Below are 22,025 nucleotides of genomic sequence, written 5' to 3'. Positions count from 1 at the left end.
ATGGGCATTTTGGATTTCCTGAGCGGCGAATTCATCGACGTCATCGAATGGACCGACGCCACCCGCGATACCATGGTCTGGCGCTTCGAACGCCACGGGCACGCGATCAAGTACGGTGCCAAACTGACCGTCCGCGAAGGCCAATCGGCGGTGTTCATCCACGAAGGCGTGCTTGCCGATGTGTTCACGCCGGGGCTCTATATGCTCGAAACCAACAACATGCCGGTGCTGACCACGCTGAACCACTGGGACCACGGGTTCAAATCGCCGTTCAAGTCCGAAATTTACTTCGTCAACACCACCCGCTTCACCGACCTCAAGTGGGGAACGAAAAACCCGATCATCTGCCGCGATCCCGAATTCGGCCCGGTGCGCCTGCGCGCCTTCGGCACCTATGCGGTGCGGGTCAGCGATCCGGGCAAATTCCTTGTTGAAATCGTCGGCACCGACGGCGAATTCACCCTGGACGAGATCGGCTATCAGGTGCGCAACATCATCGTGCAGGCCTTCAGCCAGATCGTCGCCTCGGCCGGCATGCCGGTGCTGGACATGGCGGCGAACACCGGCGCCCTGGGCAAATTGGTGGCCGGAAAAATTTCGGAAATCATTGCCGAATACGGGTTGGAAATTCCGGAATTCTACATTGAAAACATATCCTTGCCAGAAGCTGTTGAAGCAGTGCTGGACAAGCGCACGTCGATGGGCATCGTGGGCGATCTGGACACCTACATGCAATATTCCGCCGCCGAAGCCATGGGCAAGGACGCCAGCACGATGGGCGCAACAATGGGCGCAGGACTGGGCGCCGGGCTCGGCATGGGCATGGCGGGCCAGATGGGGCCATGGGGGACGATTCCGGGCGCGCGTTCGGGCGCGGCGCCGGCCGCAGTGCCCCCACCCCCGCCGCCGGTTGAAAAGGTCTGGCACATCGCCGAAAACGGCGAAACCCGCGGCCCCTACAGCCGCGCCACCATGGGCCAGATGGCCGGACAGGGCGAATTGACCCGCGCCAGCCTGGTCTGGTCGGCGGGCCAGGACGGCTGGAAACCGGCGGGCGAAATCACCGAACTGGCCACGCTGTTCACCATATTGCCCCCACCGCCGCCCGCCGTCTGAGACACCGGCAGGACGAAAGGGCAGCCATGGCCGATCCGGACACAGAACTGGGGAAAACACCCAGCGACAGACACATTTTTGCTTGCGTCAACTGCGGCGCGGACATGCGCTTTGCCCCCGGCCAGGACAAGGTGGTGTGCGATCACTGCGGCCACAGCGAACCGGTTGCGCCAGGTCCGCGGGCACCGGCCATCCGCGAACTTGACCTGCAAGACGGTCTGCGCGCGGCCCTGTCCGATCAGGACATGGAAGACACCCGCGTCCTGCACTGCCCCAATTGCGGGGCGCAGTTCGACCTGCCCCCGCACACCCATGCCGCCGAATGCCCGTTCTGCGCCACGCCCGTCGTCACCGACACCGGCGCGCACCGACAGATCAAGCCCCGCGCCGTCCTGCCGTTTCAACTGGACGAAGAGGTTGCCCGCCGCGCGATGACCGACTGGCTGGGCCAGCTGTGGTTCGCCCCCAACGGGCTGATGAATTACGCCCGCAAGGGCCGACGGATGCAAGGGGTCTACGTGCCCTACTGGACCTTCGATGCCGATACCCGATCGCGCTATTCTGGCGAACGGGGCGACGACTATTACACCACCCGCACCGCCATGCGCGATGGCCAGCGCGTGCAGGTCCGCGAACGCCACACCCGTTGGCGCCCGGCGCGCGGACAGGTCGCGCGGTTCTTTGACGATGTGCTGGTGCTGGCCTCGCGCGCGTTGCCCAAGCGCTTTACCGATGCGCTGGCCCCCTGGGATCTGGCCGATCTGGAACCCTATCGCCCCGAATTTCTGGCCGGGTTCACCGCCGAGGCCTATACCGTCGACATTGACGACGGCTTTGACGAAGCGCGCGCCCACATGGACCGGATCATCGCCCGCGACGTGCGCTTCAACATCGGCGGCGACCATCAGCGCATTCATTCGATCGACACGCACCTGTCCGACGTGACCTTTAAACACGTTCTGCTGCCTGTCTGGTTGGCGGCCTATAAATACCGCGGCAAGACCTATCGTTTCGTGGTGAACGGGCAAACCGGACGGGTGCGCGGCGAACGGCCATGGTCAGCGGTCAAGATCGCCATCGCCGTTCTGCTGGTTGCGACCATCGCGGCCATCGCGGGCTACTTTTACGCACTGGAACAGGGGGCGGTGTAATGCGCCCCCTGTCCTTCCCCCCGACATCGCGAAATCTGCGATACTTCCCACCGAAGGGCACGGGCCACTGTCTCTGACGAAACCGCCTCCCGCAGCGTACCGTGCTGACTAATTTTGCCAAGATCCCGGCACATGCGTATTGTTGCATGTCGGCGCGAATTGCGCATTGATCAGGCGCAACTTGCACGGCCGACCGGGGACAGGTATCACCCTGCTGGACGCAACATGATAGCGATAACATCCTTCGAGAGGGCCCAATGATCCTGAATTGTGGCGAAGCACTGATCGATATGCTGGCGCGGGTGACCGGCGCCGGCGAAAATGCCTTTGCGCCCTACGCGGGCGGCGCGGTCTTCAACACTGCCATCGCGCTCGGGCGGCTCGGGGCGCCGACGGGGTTCTTTTCGGGCCTGTCGACGGATCTGTTCGGGGATACGCTGGTACAGGTGCTTGAACAATCGATGGTGGACACGTCCTTGTGCCTGCGCGCGGACCGGCCCTGCACGCTGGCCTTTGTGCATCTGGAAAACGGCCAGGCGCGCTACATGTTCTACGATGAAAACACCGCCGGGCGCATGATCACGCCAGATGATCTGCCCGCCATTCCCGACGCCGTGGAAGCGATGTTTTTCGGGGGCATATCGCTGATCCAGGACCCCTGCGCCAGCGCCTACGAGGCACTGATAACACGCGAATCCGCGGCCCGCGTCACCATGATCGATCCGAACATTCGCCCCGGTTTCATTGCCAACGAAGCGGCCTATCGCGCCCGGATCGACCGGATGATGGCGCAGGCCGACATCGTCAAACTGTCGGACGAAGACCTGATGTGGCTGGAAGGCGATGGCGACATCGCAGCCAAGGCACAAGGGTTGCTGGCCAAGGGGCCGCGGGTGGTTTGCATCACCGAAGGGGCCGAAGGCGCGCGCGGATTCAGCCGCCGTGGCGAAGTTGCCGTGCCGGCCAAAAAGGTCGCCGTCGTCGATACGGTTGGCGCGGGCGACACCTTTAATGCGGGCGTGCTGGCGGCGTTGAAGCAGGCCGGGGCGCTGACGAAATCGGCCATCACCGACCTGCCCGAAGACACGCTGCACGCGGCCCTGTCGCTGGGCGTGCAAACCGCCGCCATCACCGTCAGTCGCGCCGGGGCCAACCCACCCTGGGCACACGAATTGTGAGGGCGCTGATCCAGCGCGTATCCGAAGCCGCCGTGCGCGTCGACGGGGCGGTTGTCGGGCAATGCGGGCCGGGGCTGTTGGTGCTGGTGTGCGCGATGCAGGGCGACACGCCGGCCTTGGCCGACAAGCTGGCCGCCAAGGTGGCCAAGCTGCGCATTTTTCGCGACGATGCGGGGCGCATGAACCGGTCGGTGCGCGATGTGGGGGCCAGTGCGCTGGTGATCAGCCAGTTCACCCTTGCCGCCGACACGCGCACGGGCAACCGGCCGGGGTTTTCACACGCCGCCGCGCCCGATGATGCGCGCGCGCTCTATGAACGGTTTGCCGAACAGCTCGGCGCGCTGGTTCCGGTGCAAACCGGCCAGTTTGGCGCAGACATGAAGGTCAGCTTGATCAACGACGGGCCGGTCACGATCTGGCTGGACACGGACGACTGGGCCTGACGCGCCGCCTTATTGCCCAAACCCGGCGCGCAGGCACCCACCAGGTCCGCGAAGGAACGCGCATCGGTTAAAACGCAAATCGTGCCCCTCAGGTGCAGCGCTGTCTGGGCAACGCCCCGGAACATGCGGCCAAGGCCCTGATCGCGGTCTGGCCCAGATGACCGGCCAAGCCTGAACGCGCCCGCGTCCTTGGGGTCAATCCGACTGCGTTGCCAAATAAGCGATGACAGCTTTGATATCGTCGTCCTTCTTGAGCCCCGCAAAGGACATTTTGGTGCCCTTCATGTGCTTGCGCGGATTGGCCAGAAACGCCGCCAGTGCCTCATGATCCCAGACCTGGCCCGCTTCGCCCGCGGCGGCCATGGGCTTGGAATAGCGGAACCCGTCGGCGGCCGCGACGGGCGCATTGACCATGTTGTTCAGCGCCGGGCCGACCTTGTTTTTCGCGCCCGCGCCCACCTGGTGGCAGGCTTTGCACTTGCGAAACACCTTTTCCCCGGCCGCGACCAGCTCGGGATCGACGGCTGGCGCGGCGCCAGCGACCTGAGGTTCGGGTTCGCCGGCGGGTTCGGGGGTGGCCAATGCGTCGCTGGACTCTTGCAGTTTGGCGGTGGCTTCTGCGGCGGCGGTTTCTTCTGGCGTCACATCCAGAACCGCCGCGCGCATGGTGATTTCCACGCTGTCCTTGCAGTTTTCATAGCAGGGATCGGGGTTCCAGAAATCGGCCTCGGCGGTTTCGCGGTCATCCACGATGAACCCATCGGCGTTCGGCAATTCGAACGATGCCAGGTTTTCGTTCGACAGCACGAAATCCTCATCCACCAGGTCGTTGGAATAAAGGATATAGGCCACGATACCGTAGACGTCGTCGGGGCTGAGCGATTGTGCGTTCCCGAACGGCATCGAGCGGTTCACATAATCCCACGCGGTCGACAGGTGCGGCCAATAGCTGCCTACGGTTTTCATCGGGTCCTTGTCGGCCAGCGTGCCCATGCCGCCCGCCAGCTTCGGCCAGTTGTCGCGCCCTTCGGCGAAATCGCCGTGGCAGGACGCACAATGTTCGACAAACACCATTTCGCCGTCCAGCACATTGCCTGCGCCCACCGGCAGACCGGTGCCATCGGGGGCGACGTCCAGATCCCAGGCGGCGATTTCGTCCGGGGTTGCTTCACGGCCCAGGCCGAACGGCCCTGCCAGCGCGGGCGCGGCCATGGCGATCAGCGCCGCTGCGCTCAACCCTTTAGGAAATTTCAACATTCTCAGCCTCTCCGGTTTCCTTGACCCACCAGGTCTGAATGCCATTGTTGTGATAGATTGAATTTTCGCCGCGCGCGGCGCGCAACTGCGCCTTGGTCGGCTGGACATAGCCAGTGTCGTCGTGGGCGCGCGATTGCAGCAACATCTCGGACCCGTCCCAATCGATGTCCAGGTAGAAACGGGTCAGCGCCATGGCGTCGCCCGGCTTGGCCAGACGCGCCTTTTGCCAGGTTTTGCCGCCGTCCAGCGACACGTCAACGCCGGTGATCGCGCCGCGGCCCGACCACGCCAGCCCGGTGATCACCAGCGGCCCCGTGCCATGGGCAATCGGCGACTGCGGGCTGGGGCTGGTCACGATCGACTTGGCGTCCATGACCCAGGTCCACTTGCGGCTGGTGCCGTCATCCAGCGTATCGGTGTATTTGCTGGTTTCCTCGCGGCTTTCGACGGGCTGGTCCATGACCTCGATGCGGCGCAGCCACTTGATCCACATGTTGCCTTCCCAGCCCGGCACGACCAGCCGGACGGGATAGCCGTGCTCTTTGCGCAGCGCCTCGCCGTTGGCCTTGAAGGCAACCAGCACATCGTCCAGCGCCTTGGCCATCGGGATGGACCGCCCGTTCGACGACGCGTCGGCCCCTTCGACATAGACCCACTTGTCCGACAACGCGCCCGCTGCGTCCAGACCGGCCTCCTCCAGCAGGGTGCGCAGCGGGATGCCGGAATATTCCATGTTGTGGATCATGCCATGGGTGAACTGCGCGCCGTTCAGCTGCGCGCCGGCCCATTCCATGCCGGTATTGGCCGCGCATTCGCAGAAATAGACGTGATTTTCGCGCGGAAACCGTTCGAGATCCGCATAGGTAAACACCAGAGGTTTGTCGACCAAGCCGTTGATCATCAACCGATAATCCTGTTTGCGCAACTCGATCGCGCCCGAATGGTGACGTTCAAACGCGCAGCCTTGCGGCGTGATCGTGCCATCCAGCGCGTGGATCGGCGTAAAGTTGATCGAGCTGATCGGATCCGCCGTCAGCCACGGCACGTTGCGCCGGATCACATCGCTTTCGTATTCGATCGGCAGGCCATAGGGCGTGGCATCGACGCCCTCGCCCAGCCCGGCGGCCCAATCCTGAACCTCGGTGATCAGCGGGTCGCCCTGGGCGCGCGCCTGGCCGGCCAACCCGGCCCCTGCGCCAAGGGCGGCCGTGGACACCAGGAACTGGCGGCGCGACGATTTGGGTGTCTTGTTGTCAGACATGCTCAAGCTCCTCTGTTAGCCCCGGACCACGTCGACCGCGCGGTTCGGCGTGACGGATACCGTGCCCTTGCGGCGGATGTAGTTTTCGACCACGTCCCAGATCGGCGGCCCTTCGGTGCCTTCGTTCACCGACGCCCAGCCAGCCACGACATAGTTTTTCGACGGGTCGATCTTTTCGCCCGTTTTCAGCAGGGTCATTTCGCTGATGCGGCGCCCTTGCGGCTTGGTGATATCGATCCGGAACCCCATGCCGCCGACACGCACCATGTCGCCGCCCTGCTGGTAATAGGGGTCGGGGTTGAACAGGTTGTCGGCCACGTCCTCAAGGATCACGTGGATGAATTCGCCCGACATTTCCGTGCGGTACGCGTTGGGATAGGTCATCGAGGTGACGTTCCAGATATCCTCGCGGGTGATGTCCTGGCCGGGCAACACGCTGGGCCCCCACCGCACGCCCGGAGACATCGAAATGTCCGCCTCGCGCTCGTCCAGCAGCGCCTCGCAGATCAGATCGTCCCAGGTGCCGTTGAAATTGCCGCGCCGGTACAGCAGGCTGTCGGTCTTGCCGATCACCTCGCTCATGGCGGCCTGATGCGGGGCGCGCTGGTCGTCGATCACCTTGGCCACGTCGGCGTCCGGGGTGATCACGTCGGAAAAGATCGGGATCAGCTTGTGGCGAAACCCCATCATGCGCCCGTCGCGCACATCCAGATCGACGCGGCTGACGAACTTGCCGTTCGACCCGCTGGCCACGATGATCGTGTCGCCGACCAGCACAGGTTCGGGCAGCGCATCATGGGTGTGGCCCGACAGGATCACGTCGATACCCTGCACGCGGCTGGCCATCTTTTTGTCGACGTCAAAGCCGTTGTGCGACAGCAGCACGACCAGTTCGGCGCCCGCGGCGCGCACCTCGTCCACGACCTCTTGCATCCGTTCGTCGCGGATGCCGAAGCTGTATTCGGGGAACATCCAGCCCGGGTTGGCGATGGGCATATAGGGAAAGGCCTGCCCGATGACGGCAATCTTGGTCCCGCTGCGTTCGAACATCTTGTAGGGGGCGAAATCTTCGGCCGGTTCGTCCCATTCGGCGTCGAAGATATTGGCCCCAAGCGCGGCAAAGGGCAGCCCCGACACCAGTTCGCGCACCCGGTCGCTGCCCAGCGTGAATTCCCAGTGGAAGGTCATCGCATCGGGCTTGAGCGCGTTCATCACGTTGACCATATCCTGGCCTTGCGTGTGATAGCAGGTGTAGGATCCGTGCCACGTATCGCCGCCGTCCAGCAGCAGCGCGTCGGGGCGCTCGGCCCGGATCGAATTGATCACGGTGGCCACGCGGTCCAGCCCGCCAACGCGGCCATAGCCCTGTGCCAGCGCTGTAAAATCGTTATAGGTCAAGGCGTAATGCGATGGCGATCCATCGGCGATCCCGTAGAGCTTGCGGAAATCGGCGCCGGTGACATGGGGCACCTGCCCGCGGTTTTCGCCCACGCCAAGGTTGACTTCGGGTTCGCGGAAATAGATCGGTTTCAGCTGCGCATGGATGTCGGTGACATGGATCAGCGTGACATTGCCGAAACTGTCGAAATCAAGCAGTTGGTCCTGTGTCAGCGCCTGTTGCGCGGCCAGCTGGCCCCAGCGCCCATAGGACGACGCGCCCAGCATCGCCGTTGCGGCCATCGACACCTGCAGAAAATCGCGGCGAGAGATCATGAAGCGTCCACCCTAAACATTCAGATGATTGCATAATGTATGCAGAAAGAAACGCCGCCCCCCTGCCAGGAAGGCGGCGCGATGATCAGTTGCGTACGGACGGGCCTTCGACCGACAGGCCATTCCCGCGGGACGCCACATAAAGTTCGAGCGCGATGAATTCATCCGAACCGGGGTTGAAGGTTTCGGCCCGGGTGTCGCGAATGCAGCCCTTGAACCGGCTGTGCACGCCGTTCAGCTTGGCGTTCTTCAGGCGATAGGCAGGAAAGCCGTTGATCTGGCCCTGGCTCAGGTGGTCGGCCCGGATCATGTTGCCGTAGTTGTCCTCGTGGCAGTTCGCGCAGGACAGCTCCAGCTGGCCATAGCGGGTATAGTAGATTTCCTTGCCCTTTTCCCAGGTGCTCTGGGCCGGGCCGTCTATCGCCACGTTCACCGGCTTGCCGCGCGCGACCGAGGCAAGCAGCGCTTCGAATTCCAGCATGGTGACGCTGTCATATTTCTGCGCCTCGGCCCCCATCCGGTTCGTCAGGCAATCGTTGATCTGCATCTGCGCGGTGCGCACTTCGCCGGCGGCCTCGTTCCACTTGGGATAGGTCGGCTTGACGTTGCTCAGCGCAGCCGGGCTTTCATGGCAGGACGCACAGGATTTGCCTTCGCTGCCCATCACGGCGGCGAACTTGTCCTGGCCCGCCTCGGCCCCCAGCATGCCGGGGTTGTCGAAATCGTCCATCTGCATGGCCTGCGTTTCGACCGAGCGGAACACCCAGCCCGAATAGATCGTGTCCAGGCTTTCGGACAGGTGGGCCGGCGCGTCGGTGCGCACGGTGATGTCCAGATCGCCGTTGATCACCAGATCGGCGTCTTCGTCGGCAAAAGCGGGCGGCACCACGGCCACCGCCCCTGCCATTGCCAGCGTCGCTGCACGTGTCAGCATCTTTTTCATTTGCGTTTCCTCCCTGTGAACACGCTGGCTCAGCCGATCGCGATCGGTTTGGCTTCCTCGTAGACCGACCCGTCATCGTCGTACCAGGTGAACTTGAATTCGCCGGCCTCGGGGACCAGCGCGTCAAATTCGAAATACGGGTTGGTCGAGATCGCCGGCTCAAGCGTCACGTCGATCACGGACTGGCCGTTGAAGTCGCAGGTAAAGCGATTGATGATCGAACGCGGGATGGGGTTGCCTTCCTTGTCCTTGCGCTGGCCCGATTCCATCGGGTGCGAAATCAGCGTCTTGATGGTGATCGTATCACCAGCAGCGGCTGTTTTGGGGACGCGGACGCGGGGTTTGACGTTATCTGCCATTTCTTCGTTCTCCTAACTCAGCCGCCGCAGCCGCCGATGGTCACTTTGACGTTGCTGGAGGCCCTGGCAAAGCTGCCGTCGGCCATTTTCGCGATCGCCAGAACGTCTTGCGTGCCGGCAAGGCGGATCCGGGTCGACGCAGACTGGCTGCCCGCCAGCGGGCCGAAGTGGAAGGTCGCGATGCCCGGCGTCGGGTTGCCCGTCGCCAGAACAAGGATCGCTTCGGCGCCCGGCGCATCGACGCTGATTGGCACGGTGTTGCCGTTTTCTGCAATTTCGGGGGCGGTCAGCGTGATGCCGCCCGTGCCCGGTTCGGCGCCGCCGGTAAAGCCGGACACCATGTCTTCCACGGTGCCCGCGGCGTTGGCGCCCGCAGGGACCAGCCCCATGGCGACCGCGGCTGCGGTCAGGGCCATCAAATCACGTCGGTTCAGTTTCATTTGGGTCTCCTTTCAGGTGATGGCCGGTCGGATGATGGCCGGGCCGTCATTCCTTGAGCGTCTTGAGGTAAGCCACCACGTCTTCGATCTGCTGGGCGCTCAGTAGCGGCGGCAGGTCGGCCGGTGCGGCCTTGCCGGTGTAGCCGTCGCCCGGGCGGATATAGCCCGACACCTTGTAAAACGCGGGCATCATGGTGCCGTCGAACATGGCCTTGGCATTGGCGACGATGCCGCGCAGCTCTGCTTCGCTCCAACGCTCGCCGGCCCCGTCCAGGGACGGCCCGACTTCGCCTTGAAAGGGAATGTCGCTCAGCGCCGAGATCTGATGGCAGGCCACACAGTTACCGATGGATTTCGATCCGATGACCTTGGCGCCGTTGGCCGGATCGCCCGCCGCCCCTGTCAGCGATACGTCGAGCGCGCCATAGTCATCATAGGAAACATCGGACGGGGCGATGGTTTGTGCATGTGCTGAGCCGGCCAATAGAACGGCTGCCAATGCGCTGGTCAGTGTTTTCATGAAGTCCTCCCTTGCCCGGTTCCCAAACCCGGGCTTGTTCACCAGCGTATACCGAGCGGGCGCGTTTTCGCAACCAGTAATTCAGATAGCTGAATGCTTCGATATTTCTGCAGTGCGGCATGATGCCTCACCCGGAATTCGCCGCGTCACCGCCGTGGGGTCTGCAAGTCATGCGCCAGATAGTGCCCCGCAGGATGACCCACGCAGCCAACCACACAGGGCCAACAATACAGGGCTTACACCACAGGGCTTACACCACTGAATTCACCCCACGCGCCCACATGTCATTCGCCGTGCGGGCCAGTGGCCGGGTCAATTGTTCGCCGGCAGGTTGCGGGCATGAAACTTTTGGAACGGTTCGTCGCCTGCATAGCCTTCGTCCAGCACCCAGAGCAGCATGTTGCGCGTTGTGTATTTGCCAAATGCGCCCGGTATTTCGGCCACCTTGGCCTTTGACGCGGACATGTCCTGGGGCACCTGGGGCGGGAAAAACAGGATCGTTGGCGTGAACAGCGCGCCCCATTTGCGCACCATGTTCTTTTCGGACAGCGTTTCACCATCGAAGTCGGTGACCTCGATATCGCCGAACATGTTGATCTGCACCACGAAGAAATCGTCGTTCAGCAACTGGTCGATCTCGGGGTCGGGAAAGACCTCTTTGTGCATCTTGGCGCAATAGATGCAGCCGCGCTGCTCGATGATCACCATCAGCCGCTTGCCCTCGGAGTTGGCCTGATCCAGATCCTCGCGCAGGTCCTTGAACGTGTCGCGCATCCAGTCGGCCTTGTGCAGCCCATCGTCGCCCATCGGTGCCTGGGCCCACAGCGGCAGGGCCAGCATCAGGGCCGCCAGTACGGCCAATATCCGTGTCATTGCGATGTCCTTCCCTATTTTTCCGGGCCCTATTTTCCGGGGCCCATTTTCCGGTCCTGTTTTTCCCGGCCCTGTTGTGCCGACGGTGCCGGGCCCTATTGTATCGTGCCGATATCCGGTGCGACGGACAGCATCCATTCGGCGATATAGTTGACGGAATTGGTGCCGATCAGGATCGCAAAGATGATCAGCAACACGCCCATGATCTTTTCGATCAGCGGCAGATGTTTGCGGAACCCCTGCGCCCAACGCAGGAACGGGCCGATGAAAAAGGCGGCCAGAATGAACGGCAGCGTCATCCCCAGACCATAGGTGGCCAGCAGCGCCATGCCCTGCCCCACGCTCTCTTCGCCCGCCGCGGTAAACAGGATCGCCGCCAGAACCGGGCCCACGCAGGGCGTCCAGCCAAAGGCAAAGGCCATGCCGATCACGAAGGCGCCGATCACCGACAGGTTCGATGTCTGCCCCACTTCGGCGCGCATCTGCCGATAGAGCAAGCCGATGCGCAGCACGCCCAGGAAATGCAGCCCCATCAGCGCGATCACGATGGCCGCCGCCCAGCGCAGCACATGCATGTAATCGCGCACCAGCTGCCCGAACGCGGTCGCGGTCGCGCCCAGCGCGATGAAAATCACCAGAATACCGGCGGAAAAGGCGACCGCCTTGATCACGGCGGCGCGGCGGATCTGGCCGGTGTCGGCCTTGCCCGCCTGCAATTCGGCCATGCCCTGACCGGCCATATAGCTCAGGTAAAACGGCACGATCGGCAAGATACAGGGCGACAGGAATGACAGCAGACCCGCGATCGCTGCCCCCCAAAAAGACACATCAAACTCCAAGCTTTCCTCCCACAGCTTGAGTTATTCACATATCTAAAGTACGCTATATGAATGCAACTCGTCAATTGGCATTCCGATGTATGCAATTCGCTCATTCGTGGTCGCGGGCACCTTGGCCCTGTTGTCATCTGGCGCGCTGTTTTCATCTGCCGCGCTGGCCCAGACGGAACTGGTGATGATCGAACGCGACGGCTGCCCGTATTGCGCACGCTGGAACGAAGAAATCGGCCCGATCTATCCCAAGACCCCCGAAGGCGCGCGCGCCCCGCTGGTGCGCCACAACATCCGCGACGACCTGCCCGACGGCATGCACCTGGACCGCCGCGTGGTGTTCACCCCGACTTTCATCCTGCTGCAAGACGGCCACGAGGTGGATCGGCTCGAAGGCTATCCGGGCCAGGATTTCTTCTGGGGGTTGCTGGACCGAATGCTGACACGATTGGACAATTCGAACAAACCGGAGGAATAACATGCGCAAATCACTGGCAATCCTTGCCCTAATGGCACTTTGCACGCCCGCAACCGCACAGGACGACGGCGCGTTCGTCAGTTTCAACGTGCTCAAGCCCGAAATTGCCCTGCGCATGGCCACCGCCGCGATGGAGCATTGCCGCGCCCAGGGCTATCAGGTCGGCGTGACCGTGGTCGACCGGTTCGGCCTGCCGCAGGCATTCGTGCGCGACCGCTTTGCCGGGGCGCATGTCTATGAAACCTCGCGCCGCAAGGCCTGGACCGCCGTCAGCTTTCGCACCAATACCACCGACCTGGCGGCCACAACCATGGCGGGGCAAACCTCGTCCGCGATCCGGCACCTGTCCCAAGCCCTGCCGCTGGGCGGCGGGCTGATGGTCGAGGGCGATGCGCAAATGGTCGCCGGGATCGGTGTGTCGGGCGCGCCCGGCCCCGAACTGGACGACGAATGCGCACAGGTGGGCATTGATGCCGTGGCCGACGATATTGCGTTCTGACGCAAGAAACGGATGGAATTTACTGGCTGTTTCACATAACTAACGCCGGGGAAAGCAAGGGGCACAGACGAATGGGTCTTCCGAAATTCAGCATCGACATGTCGGATGCCGACATGGACAAGATGGTCGCCAACGCGACCGAGGCCTGCAATTTCCTCAAGGCGATCAGCCATGAGGGACGCATGATGATCCTGTGCCACCTTGCGACCGGCGAAAAGACCGTGACCGAACTGGAAAAACTGCTGTCGACCCGGCAGGCTGCCGTCAGCCAGCAGCTGTCGCGCTTGCGTCTCGAAGGGCTGGTGTCGCCCCGGCGCGAAGGAAAAGTGATCTACTATTCCTTGACCGATGACCGATCCAACAAAATAATCAGCGTTGTGTACGACTTGTTCTGCAACGACTGACCGCCGCCACCGCGCCGCACTGGCGGGCCGGCCGCAACGGATGGGATCCACATGATTTTCGGGTTGAGCGAACCGCTGGCCGTGGCGCTGGTTGGCCTTGTCGGCGGTATCGGGCTGGGTCTTGCGGCGCGATTGGGGCGCTTTTGCACCCTGGGCGCGATCGAAGACGTGCTTTACGGCGGCTCGGGCGAGCGGCTGCGCATGTGGGGCGTGGCGATTGCCGTGGGTATCATTGCCACCCATGCGCTGATGGCCGCCGGTCTGGTGGTGCCGGCCGACACGGTTTACCTGTCCTTCACCGTTACGCCGTTGGCGGCGGTTCTGGGCGGGCTGGTGTTCGGCTACGGCATGGCTTTGGCGGGCAATTGCGGGTTTGGCGCGCTGGCGCGTTTGGGGGGCGGCGATCTGCGGTCTTTCGTGATCGTGCTGGTCATGGGCGTGGCATCGTTCGTGACGATCTCGGGGCCGCTGGCCCGGCTGCGCGTGACGCTCTTTCCCAACCTGCCCGCCGCAGACCTGCCGTCGATCCCGGCGGCGGTGTCGCAGCTGACCGGCCTGAACATGGCCATGGTGGGGCTGGGGATCGGCGTTGTGGCACTGGCGGCGCTGGTGCTGCGCGGCGCGCGCGCCAAAACGCTGGCCTGGGGCGCCCTTGTGGGGCTGTCCGTCGCGTCGGGCTGGGCGGGCACGCAATATGTGGCCGCCAACGGCTTTGAAACCCTGCCGGTCGTCTCGCACACGTTCTCGCGCCCGCTGGGCGAGGCGATGATCTGGCTCATGACCTCATCGGCGCGCCCGCTCAGCTTTGGCGTCGGCTCGGTCGCGGGGGTGCTGGCGGGGGCGTTCATCGGGTCGCTGTGGCTTGGACATTTCCGCTGGGAAGCCTGCGAAGACCCGCGCGAGCTGCGCCGCCAGATCACCGGCGCGGCGCTGATGGGCGTGGGCGCGGTGGTGGCCTTTGGCTGTACGGTCGGCCAGGGGATTTCGGCGTTTTCGCTGTTGGCTTTCTCGGCCCCGCTGGTCTTTGTGTCGATCTTCGCCGGCGCCGCCCTGGGGTTGCGCCAGCTGATCGGGGGCCTGGCCCTGCGCTGATCCGCCCAGCGCCCAAAAACACAGCACATCGCCCGCAAATTGGGCGCCCTCTGCGCCCGCGCGCGGCCCATGGCGCAGCGCAGGCGTTGGCCATGGACGCGCGACGCGCGCGCGCCTAAGGCACCAAAGACAGGGACCCGTGCCAGCCAATGCCAGACAAACTTTCCATCGTCATCGTCGAAAGCGACCGCGACCGCGCGCAGCTGATCATCGAATCCCTGCAAGGCGCGGGCGATTTCGACATTCATTGCATCGCCGAGGTCTCGGGCCTGGCCCGGCGCATTTCCGCACACAACCCCGACGTGGTGCTGGTCGATGTCGCCAGCCCCTCGCGCGATATGCTCGAAGAACTTACGCTGGCCTCATCGCCGATGGACCGGCCCGTGGCCATGTTCGTCGATCACAGCGACGACAGCCTGACCAAGGCGGCAATCGAAGCGGGCCTGTCGGCCTATGTGGTCGACGGGCTGCGCCCCGACCGGGTCAAGCCGATCATGGATGCCGCCATCACCCGGTTCCACATGTTCCAACGCATGCGCACCGAACTGGAAGCAACCAAGCGCGCGCTGGAAGAACGCAAGGTGATCGACCGCGCCAAGGGCCTGCTGATGAAAGCCAAGGGCATCGACGAAGACGCCGCCTATGCCCTGCTGCGCAAGACGGCGATGGATCAGGGCCGCAAGGTGGCCGAAGTGGCCGGCGCGCTGGTCACCGCGGCGGGGCTGCTGGCATGAGGCTGAGATCCCTGCGCGCCGGGTTCATCCCGCTGGTCGATGCCGCCCCGCTGGTCATCGCGCGCGAATTGCGCTTTGCCCAGCAAGAAGGGCTGGATCTGCAACTGATCAAGGCGCCCAGCTGGGCCACCTTGCGCGACATGCTGGTGTTCGGCCAGATCGACGCCGCCCACATGCTGGCCCCTGTACCGATCGCCATCGCGATGGGGCTGGGCGGCATGCCGGTACGACTGGAAGCGCTGATGGTCCTGTCGGTGGGGGGCAACGTGGTGGGCGTGTCGCGCACCCTGGCCGCCCGCATGCGCGAGGCCGGCCACCCCTTTGATTTTGCCGATGCCACCACTGCCGGGCAGGCGCTGATCACCGCAACCCAGGGCCGTCTGCGCATCGGCGTGCCCTTTCCCTTTTCGATGCACGCTGAGCTGCTCTATTACTGGCTCAACGCGCTTGGGCTGTCGGCCCCGCAGTCGCTGGACGTCAAGACGATCCCGCCGCAAATGATGGCCAGCGCCATGGCATCGGGCGATATCGACGCCTTTTGCGTGGGCGCGCCCTGGGGGTCGATTGCCGTCGAACAGGGCGTGGGCGAATTGCTGCTACCCACCAGCGCGATCTGGAAATTCGCCCCCGAAAAGGTACTGGCGGTGCGGCGCGACTGGGCGGGGGCCGAACCGGACACCGCCGGGGCGCTGATGCGCGCGGTCTGGCGCGCCGGGCGCTGGCTGAGCAATCCGGGCAACCATTCGACCGCGGCCGAGCTTTTGGCCCGCTCGGATTATGTCGATGTCAGCGCCGAAATCGTGGAACGCGCGCTCAGCGGCACCCTGACGATATCGCCCAAGGGGGATCTGCGCCACGCCCCCGCCTTTCTGGAATTCCACGCCGGCGCCGCCATGTTCCCCTGGCGCAGCCAGGCGGCCTGGATCGCCGCGCGTCTGGCCAGCCACACCGGGCTGGACCGCAGCGCCGCGATGGCCGACGCCGCGAACGTGTTCCGGCCCGATCTTTACCGCCTGCACCTGGGTCCGGCGGGGGCCGATCTGCCCGGCGCGTCGGAAAAGCTGGAAGGCGCGCTAAGCGAACGCACCCCCGTCGCATCCGCTTCGGGGCGGATGATTCTCGAACCGGATTCGTTCTTTGATGGCACGGTTTTTGACCTTGCATCGCGTGAGTGACCAAAAAATAGGCAAACACCCCTGTCCTAATTGCTGCATCTGCACAATAGCCATCTGATTCGCGCGCCGTCGCTTGACCCGCCAACACCCGGCAGGCACATTAAGGCATAGAAGACGGGACAAGGGCGTTCCGATTTTCCCATCATTCACCCAACGACATGGGTATTCCGGGCACAGCCGCCTGACCAACCACGAGGGCACTCGTCCGGTACGGTCACGCGGCTTTTTTTGTGTTTTTCCAGCGCTTTAGGCGCTCCGCCAAGGGACATCGATCATGAAGAATCTGACTGCTTTGCTTGCCGCTTCGACCATTATGGTTTCGGCTGCTGCCAACGCCGAAATGCTGGACGTCGAAAAGGACGAACTGAAATTCGGTTTTATCAAACTGACCGACATGGCCCCTTTGGCTGTCGCCTATGAAAACGGGTATTTCGAAGACGAAGGCCTGTTTGTCACCCTTGAGCCGCAGGCGAACTGGAAAGTTCTGCTGGATCGCGTGATCGATGGCCAGTTGGACGGCGCCCACATGCTGGCCGGCCAGCCGCTGGCCGCCACCATCGGCTTTGGCACCGAAGCGCATATCATCACGCCCTTTTCGATGGATCTGAACGGCAATGGCATCACCGTGTCGAACGAAGTTTGGGAACTGATGAAGCCGAACATCCCCCAGAACGCCGACGGCCTGCCCCAGCACCCGATTTCGGCGGCGGCGCTGAAGCCGGTGGTCGAACAATATTCAAACGAAGGCAAGCCGTTCAACATGGGCATGGTCTTTCCCGTGTCGACCCACAACTACGAATTGCGCTACTGGCTGGCCTCGGGTGGGATTCACCCCGGCTTCTACAGCCCCGAAGACGTGTCGGGCCAGATTTCCGCCCAAGCGCTGCTGTCCGTCACCCCGCCCCCGCAAATGCCCGCCACGCTAGAGGCCGGCACCATCTATGGCTACTGCGTGGGCGAGCCATGGAACCAGCAGGCTGTGATCAAGGGCATCGGCGTGCCGGTGATCACCGATTACGAAATTTGGAAGAACAACCCAGAAAAAGTCTTCGGGATCACCGCCCAATTCGCGCAGGACTACCCCAACACCACTCTGGCCCTGACCAAGGCGCTGATCCGCGCCGCCATGTGGCTGGATGAAAACGACAACGCCAACCGCCCCGAAGCCGTGGAAATCCTGTCGCGCCCCGAATACGTGGGCGCCGATTATGAGGTGATCGCGAATTCGATGACCGGCACGTTCGAATACGAAAAAGGCGACAAGCGCGCGGTGCCCGATTTCAACGTGTTTTTCCGCTACAACGCGACCCAGCCGTACTATTCGGATGCCATCTGGTACCTGACCCAGATGCGCCGCTGGGGCCAGATCGCCGAAGCCAAATCCGACACCTGGTACGACGAGGTCGCCAAGTCGGTCTACAAGAAAGACATCTACCTGGACGCCGCCCGCATGCTGGTCGACGAAGGCCTGGCCAACGAAGCTGACTTCGACTGGGCCAGCGATGGCTACAAGTCCCCCACCCCGGCCGAAGACATCATCGACGGTGTCCCCTACGACGGCAAGGCGCCCAACGCCTATCTGGACAGCCTGACCATCGGTCTCAAGGGCGAACAGAAAGTCGTCGGCAGCCAGGTCGAAGGCTGATGATCCCGGCGGGGCGCGCCCTGTTGCGCCCCGTCACGCAACGCACGCTCTGCCCGACACTTTGCCCGACGTTTTGCCAGACAGTTTGCCCGACAGGTTCGCGACAGCCCGCCGACGGGTCGCAGACACCAAGCAGACCGAAGGCAGCCCGACGCCAAACGCCCCAATCCGAGCCTTTTCAGAGGATTCAAGACATGACCACTGTCGATCCCGATTTCGCCAAAGATGCCGCCAAAGAGGCCCGCAAAGAGCGGATATTCTCGCGCATCAACAAGGCGGACAGCTATTTCCAAGTTCTGGGCATCGCCTGGCTGACCCCCATCCTCAAGGCGATTGCCGGGGATAATCCCAAAGCACAAGCCAAGGAAATCTGGCAGCTTCTGGGTGTGCCGGTTCTGGCCATCGTGGGCTTTCTTGCCATCTGGGGCGCGCTCGCCCCGCAGGTGCAAACGTCGCTTGGGGCCATCCCCGGTCCGGCGCAGGTCTGGAACGAGGCCGTGAACCTGCACCAGGACGCCGTGCGCAAGGGCGAAAAGGAAGACGCCTTTTATGATCGCCAGGACGATCGCAATGCCAAACTGATCGAGCAGGGCCAGGAAGATCGTGTAAAATTCCGTACTTACACCGGGGCACCGTCTTATTACGACCAGATCTGGACGTCGATCAAAACGGTGTTCTTCGGCTTCGCGCTGGCGTCGATCATCGCGGTGCCGCTGGGGATCGTGGCGGGTCTGTCCAAGACCGCCAACGCCGCCATCAACCCGCTGGTGCAGATCTTCAAACCCGTCTCGCCGCTGGCCTGGCTGCCGATCGTGACCATGATCGTGTCGGCCGTCTACACCACGTCTGACGGGCTGTTTGCCAAGTCGTTCCTGGTGTCAGCCATCACCGTGACGCTGTGTTCGCTGTGGCCGACCCTGATCAACACCGCGCTTGGTGTGGCCAGTATCGACAAAGACCTCATTTCGGTCTCCAAAGTGCTGAAACTGAACACTTTTACCAAAGTTACCAAGCTGGTCCTGCCTTCGGCTCTGCCACTGATCTTTACCGGTCTGCGCCTCAGCCTCGGGGTTGGCTGGATGGTTCTGATCGCCGCCGAAATGCTGGCGCAGAACCCCGGTCTGGGCAAATTCGTCTGGGATGAATTCCAGAACGGCTCGTCCAGTTCGCTGGCCAAGATCATGGTGGCCGTTTTCACCATCGGGATCATCGGCTTTTTCCTCGACCGCATCATGTTCGCGCTGCAGTCGCTCTTTACCTTCTCAAACAACCGGTGAGCGTCATGTCAGTCATTAAATTCGACAATGTTTCCAAAAGCTTCGGTCATGGCACTGACAAGGCCGACGTGCTGAAGGATATCAATCTCGAAGTTCAGGAAGGCGAATTCCTTGTCCTTCTGGGCTTTTCGGGGACCGGCAAGACCACGCTGATCAACCTGATGGCCGGGCTGGAAATGCCCACCAAGGGCAGCGTGACCTTCAAGGGAAAACCCATCGACGGCCCCGGCCCCGAACGCGGCGTGATCTTTCAAAACTATTCGCTGATGCCGTGGCTGTCCGTGGATGGAAACGTCCAGCTGGCCGTGGACACGATTTTCCCCAACATGTCCAAGCCGGATCGTCACGCCAAGGTCGACGAATACGTCAAGATGGTGGGCCTGAGCCACGCCAAGACGCGCAAACCGGCCGAGCTGTCGGGCGGCATGCGCCAGCGGGTGAACGTGGCCCGCGCCTTGGCGATGGACCCCGAAGTTCTGCTTTTGGATGAACCGCTTAGCGCGCTTGATGCCCTGACCCGTGCCAATCTGGCCGACGAGATCGAGGCCATTTGGGACGCCGCCAAAAAGACCTGCGTTCTGATCACCAACGATGTCGACGAAGCGATCCTGCTGGCCGACCGCATCATCCCGCTGAACCCCGACGGAACGCTGGGCAGCGCCGTCGAAGTGACCATCCCGCGCCCGCGCGACCGCACCGCGATGAACCATGACGAAACCTTCAAGCGCCTGCGCGCCGAAGTCACCGGCTATCTGATGGATGTCGGAATGGCGTCCAAGATCGAAGAAACCCGCATGTTGCCCGGCATCACCCCCATCCACGGGGTGCCCGCCGCCGTTGCCAAGGCCCAGGAAGGGCTGATCGAAGACAGATTCCTTGATTTCAGTCAGTTACACAAGATCTACCCAACCCCCAAAGGCCCGCTGACCGTGGTCGAAGACTTCGATCTGAAGGTGAACAAGGGCGAATTCATTTCCCTGATCGGCCATTCGGGCTGCGGCAAGTCAACCGTTCTGACGATGACCGCCGGGCTGAATGATATTTCGAAGGGCGCGATCAAACTGGATGGCCGCCATGTCGAAGGGGCTGACCCCGAACGCGCCGTGGTGTTCCAGTCGCCATCGCTCTTTCCGTGGCTGACGGCGCGGGAAAACTGCTCGATCGGGGTGGATCGGGTCTATCCCGGCGCCTCGCGACAGGAACGCCAGGACGTGGTGGAATACTATCTTGAACGCGTGGGCCTGGCCGATGCGATGGACAAATCCGCCAGCGACATGTCGAACGGCATGCGTCAGCGTGTCGGCATCGCGCGCGCCTTTGCCCTGTCCCCCAAGCTGCTGCTTCTGGATGAACCTTTCGGCATGCTCGACAGCCTGACCCGTTGGGAATTGCAAGAAGTGCTGATGGAGGTCTGGAGCCGGACCAAGGTCACCGCCGTTTGCGTGACGCACGACGTCGACGAGGCGATCCTGCTGGCCGACCGCGTGGTGATGATGACCAACGGACCGCAGGCCACGATCGGGCGCATCGTGGACGTTGATCTGCCCCGCCCGCGCACCCGAAAAGCGCTGCTCGAACATCCCGATTACTACAGCTACCGCGAACAGGTTCTGAGTTTCCTTGAGGAATACGAACATGGCGCCAAGCCCAAATCCAAGCCGCAAGGCAACGCCGGCAAGAAGGAGGCGGCGTGATGGCCGACACCAGTGTTGAAACCGCCGAACAGGTCCGCCCCTTCATTGAAGTGACCGAGGTCTGGGTGCCCGAAGGCGACAAATTGGTTTTGTCCAAAGGCACTTATGGCGATCTGAACGACTTTGCGTCGATTTCCGAACGCCAGAGTTTTGCCAAGGGCGAAGGTTTGCCCGGCAAGGCATGGGCCGAAGAAAAGCCGATCGTGCTGAAGAAATTCGATGGATCATATTTCAAACGCACCGAGGCGGCCAAGGCCGCAGGCCTGACCGCGGCCGTGGCTATTCCGGTATTTGCCGCAAGCACGCTCAAGGCGGTTCTTGTGACGCTGTGTTCGGACGACGATGAGCGGATCGGCGCAATCGAGGTTTGGGCGCCAAACGACAATATCCTGACCGTGGACGAAGGCTATTACGGCGCGGCCAAGCATTTCGAATGGGTGTCGCAACATACGCATTTCCCGCGCGGCCAAGGCCTGCCCGGGGGCGTCTGGGCCGCCAATACGCCGATGCTGTTTCGTGATCTGGGATCTGGTTATCGCTTTGTCCGCTCGGAAAGCGCGGGCCGCGCCGGGCTGACCAACGGGCTGGGCCTGCCGGTTCCGTCGCCCAGTGCGCCCACGATCCTGACCATGCTGTCCGCCCGGGGCACGCCGCTGGCCCGCCGGTTTGAAATCTGGGACGCGCGCGCCGCGAAGGTCGGGCAAAAGTCCGAAGCCGTGCTGATCGACGGGATCTGCGCGCGCGAAGGCTCGCTCTTCAACGACGAGGTCGAGCGCCGCATCAGCGCGTTCAAGGGGCCGGTCGGGCAGGTTCTGGGCACCGGGTTGCCCTTGGTCGAACAGAACAAACCCGGACTGGCCGGATACGACACGGTCGTTGTTCTACCCATCCATAGCGAACACGAACTGGCGCATATTGTCGCCTGGTATTGCTGAGAGGTTCA

23 protein-coding genes are annotated in these 22,025 nt (G+C 62.9%); 14 read left to right on the top strand and 9 right to left on the bottom strand.

From position 1 onward, the window contains the following. From ACP2AV_RS13320 to dtd, 4 genes are all read left to right on the top strand, one after another. A complete protein-coding gene (locus tag ACP2AV_RS13320; protein ID WP_426373255.1) occupies positions 1 to 1,116 on the top strand; it encodes an SPFH domain-containing protein in 1,116 nt (371 codons plus the stop codon). A gap of 26 nt (positions 1,117 to 1,142) precedes the next feature. After that, positions 1,143 to 2,267: a primosomal protein N' (replication factor Y) - superfamily II helicase gene (locus ACP2AV_RS13315; protein WP_426373254.1), complete on the top strand. Its 1,125-nt coding sequence runs from the start codon at positions 1,143 to 1,145 to the stop codon at positions 2,265 to 2,267. Positions 2,268 to 2,524: 257 nt separating this feature from the next. Then, positions 2,525 to 3,445 carry a carbohydrate kinase family protein gene (locus tag ACP2AV_RS13310; RefSeq protein ID WP_426373253.1) on the top strand — a complete coding sequence of 307 codons (921 nt, stop codon included), beginning with the start codon at positions 2,525 to 2,527 and terminating at the stop codon, positions 3,443 to 3,445. Then, positions 3,442 to 3,888: a D-aminoacyl-tRNA deacylase gene (gene dtd, locus ACP2AV_RS13305; protein ID WP_426373252.1), complete on the top strand. Its 447-nt coding sequence runs from the start codon at positions 3,442 to 3,444 to the stop codon at positions 3,886 to 3,888. The genes ACP2AV_RS13310 and dtd overlap by 4 nt, the downstream gene beginning before the upstream one ends. Positions 3,889 to 4,083: 195 nt before the next feature. Here dtd and ACP2AV_RS13300 read toward each other — a convergent pair whose 3' ends face one another. The 9 genes from ACP2AV_RS13300 to ACP2AV_RS13260 all read right to left on the bottom strand — a co-directional run bounded on the left by ACP2AV_RS13300 (position 4,084) and on the right by ACP2AV_RS13260 (position 12,081). Next, complete coding sequence (locus tag ACP2AV_RS13300; RefSeq protein WP_426373251.1) at positions 4,084 to 5,145, bottom strand: c-type cytochrome; 1,062 nt, start codon at positions 5,143 to 5,145, stop codon at positions 4,084 to 4,086. Next, positions 5,129 to 6,406, bottom strand: coding sequence for a sulfite dehydrogenase (soxC, locus tag ACP2AV_RS13295; protein WP_426373250.1), 1,278 nt, complete (start codon positions 6,404 to 6,406; stop codon positions 5,129 to 5,131). The genes ACP2AV_RS13300 and soxC overlap by 17 nt, the downstream gene beginning before the upstream one ends. A 15-nt stretch (positions 6,407 to 6,421) precedes the next feature. Continuing rightward, the gene (gene soxB / locus ACP2AV_RS13290; RefSeq protein ID WP_426373249.1) at positions 6,422 to 8,119 is read right to left on the bottom strand and encodes a thiosulfohydrolase SoxB; all 1,698 of its coding nucleotides are present in this window, start codon (positions 8,117 to 8,119) and stop codon (positions 6,422 to 6,424) included. An 85-nt stretch (positions 8,120 to 8,204) separates the two neighbouring features. Beyond that, entirely contained in the window at positions 8,205 to 9,053 is an 849-nt protein-coding gene (gene soxA / locus ACP2AV_RS13285; RefSeq protein WP_426373286.1) for a sulfur oxidation c-type cytochrome SoxA, read from the bottom strand. A 38-nt stretch (positions 9,054 to 9,091) separates the two neighbouring features. Next, entirely contained in the window at positions 9,092 to 9,421 is a 330-nt protein-coding gene (gene soxZ, locus ACP2AV_RS13280; protein ID WP_426373248.1) for a thiosulfate oxidation carrier complex protein SoxZ, read from the bottom strand. A gap of 17 nt (positions 9,422 to 9,438) precedes the next feature. Then, complete coding sequence (soxY, locus tag ACP2AV_RS13275; RefSeq protein ID WP_426373247.1) at positions 9,439 to 9,861, bottom strand: thiosulfate oxidation carrier protein SoxY; 423 nt, start codon at positions 9,859 to 9,861, stop codon at positions 9,439 to 9,441. A gap of 46 nt (positions 9,862 to 9,907) precedes the next feature. Then, positions 9,908 to 10,381 (bottom strand): sulfur oxidation c-type cytochrome SoxX, encoded by a 474-nt coding sequence (gene soxX / locus ACP2AV_RS13270; protein ID WP_426373246.1) that lies wholly within the window; start codon positions 10,379 to 10,381, stop codon positions 9,908 to 9,910. Positions 10,382 to 10,693: 312 nt separating this feature from the next. Further along, on the bottom strand, positions 10,694 to 11,254 hold the full coding sequence (locus ACP2AV_RS13265; protein WP_426373244.1) for a thioredoxin family protein: 561 nt from the start codon (positions 11,252 to 11,254) through the stop codon (positions 10,694 to 10,696). 95 nt (positions 11,255 to 11,349) lie between these two features. Beyond that, positions 11,350 to 12,081 carry a cytochrome c biogenesis CcdA family protein gene (locus ACP2AV_RS13260; RefSeq protein WP_426373243.1) on the bottom strand — a complete coding sequence of 244 codons (732 nt, stop codon included), beginning with the start codon at positions 12,079 to 12,081 and terminating at the stop codon, positions 11,350 to 11,352. A gap of 88 nt (positions 12,082 to 12,169) precedes the next feature. Here ACP2AV_RS13260 and ACP2AV_RS13255 point away from each other — a divergent pair, with 88 nt between their 5' ends. The 10 genes from ACP2AV_RS13255 (at position 12,170) to ACP2AV_RS13210 (ending at position 22,017) form a co-directional block, all read left to right on the top strand. Then, a complete protein-coding gene (locus ACP2AV_RS13255) occupies positions 12,170 to 12,562 on the top strand; it encodes a hypothetical protein (protein ID WP_426373242.1) in 393 nt (130 codons plus the stop codon). Position 12,563: 1 nt separating this feature from the next. Continuing rightward, the gene (locus ACP2AV_RS13250) at positions 12,564 to 13,061 is read left to right on the top strand and encodes a GlcG/HbpS family heme-binding protein (protein WP_426373241.1); all 498 of its coding nucleotides are present in this window, start codon (positions 12,564 to 12,566) and stop codon (positions 13,059 to 13,061) included. Between the two features lie 71 nt (positions 13,062 to 13,132). Continuing rightward, entirely contained in the window at positions 13,133 to 13,465 is a 333-nt protein-coding gene (locus tag ACP2AV_RS13245) for an ArsR/SmtB family transcription factor (protein ID WP_426373240.1), read from the top strand. A gap of 51 nt (positions 13,466 to 13,516) precedes the next feature. Further along, positions 13,517 to 14,557, top strand: coding sequence for a YeeE/YedE family protein (locus ACP2AV_RS13240; protein WP_426373239.1), 1,041 nt, complete (start codon positions 13,517 to 13,519; stop codon positions 14,555 to 14,557). A 149-nt stretch (positions 14,558 to 14,706) separates the two neighbouring features. After that, complete coding sequence (locus tag ACP2AV_RS13235) at positions 14,707 to 15,291, top strand: ANTAR domain-containing response regulator (RefSeq protein ID WP_426373237.1); 585 nt, start codon at positions 14,707 to 14,709, stop codon at positions 15,289 to 15,291. Beyond that, positions 15,288 to 16,466: a CmpA/NrtA family ABC transporter substrate-binding protein gene (locus ACP2AV_RS13230; protein ID WP_426373236.1), complete on the top strand. Its 1,179-nt coding sequence runs from the start codon at positions 15,288 to 15,290 to the stop codon at positions 16,464 to 16,466. Before ACP2AV_RS13235 ends, ACP2AV_RS13230 begins: the two co-directional genes overlap by 4 nt. A 274-nt stretch (positions 16,467 to 16,740) precedes the next feature. Beyond that, a complete protein-coding gene (locus ACP2AV_RS13225) occupies positions 16,741 to 18,111 on the top strand; it encodes a CmpA/NrtA family ABC transporter substrate-binding protein (RefSeq protein ID WP_426373235.1) in 1,371 nt (456 codons plus the stop codon). A 194-nt stretch (positions 18,112 to 18,305) separates the two neighbouring features. Continuing rightward, a complete protein-coding gene (locus ACP2AV_RS13220) occupies positions 18,306 to 19,388 on the top strand; it encodes an ABC transporter permease (protein ID WP_426373234.1) in 1,083 nt (360 codons plus the stop codon). A 5-nt stretch (positions 19,389 to 19,393) separates the two neighbouring features. Further along, positions 19,394 to 21,082, top strand: a complete 1,689-nt coding sequence (locus tag ACP2AV_RS13215; protein WP_426373233.1) for an ABC transporter ATP-binding protein — start codon at positions 19,394 to 19,396, stop codon at positions 21,080 to 21,082. Continuing rightward, entirely contained in the window at positions 21,082 to 22,017 is a 936-nt protein-coding gene (locus ACP2AV_RS13210; RefSeq protein ID WP_426373231.1) for a GAF domain-containing protein, read from the top strand. The genes ACP2AV_RS13215 and ACP2AV_RS13210 overlap by 1 nt, the downstream gene beginning before the upstream one ends. The last annotated feature ends 8 nt before the right edge of the window (positions 22,018 to 22,025 follow it).

It is taken from the genome of Aliiroseovarius sp. PTFE2010 (assembly GCF_049943335.1).
Classification (GTDB): domain Bacteria; phylum Pseudomonadota; class Alphaproteobacteria; order Rhodobacterales; family Rhodobacteraceae; genus JBNFVY01.
Note: the sequence above shows the minus strand (reverse complement) of the source record. Positions and strands in the feature narration are given on the sequence as shown.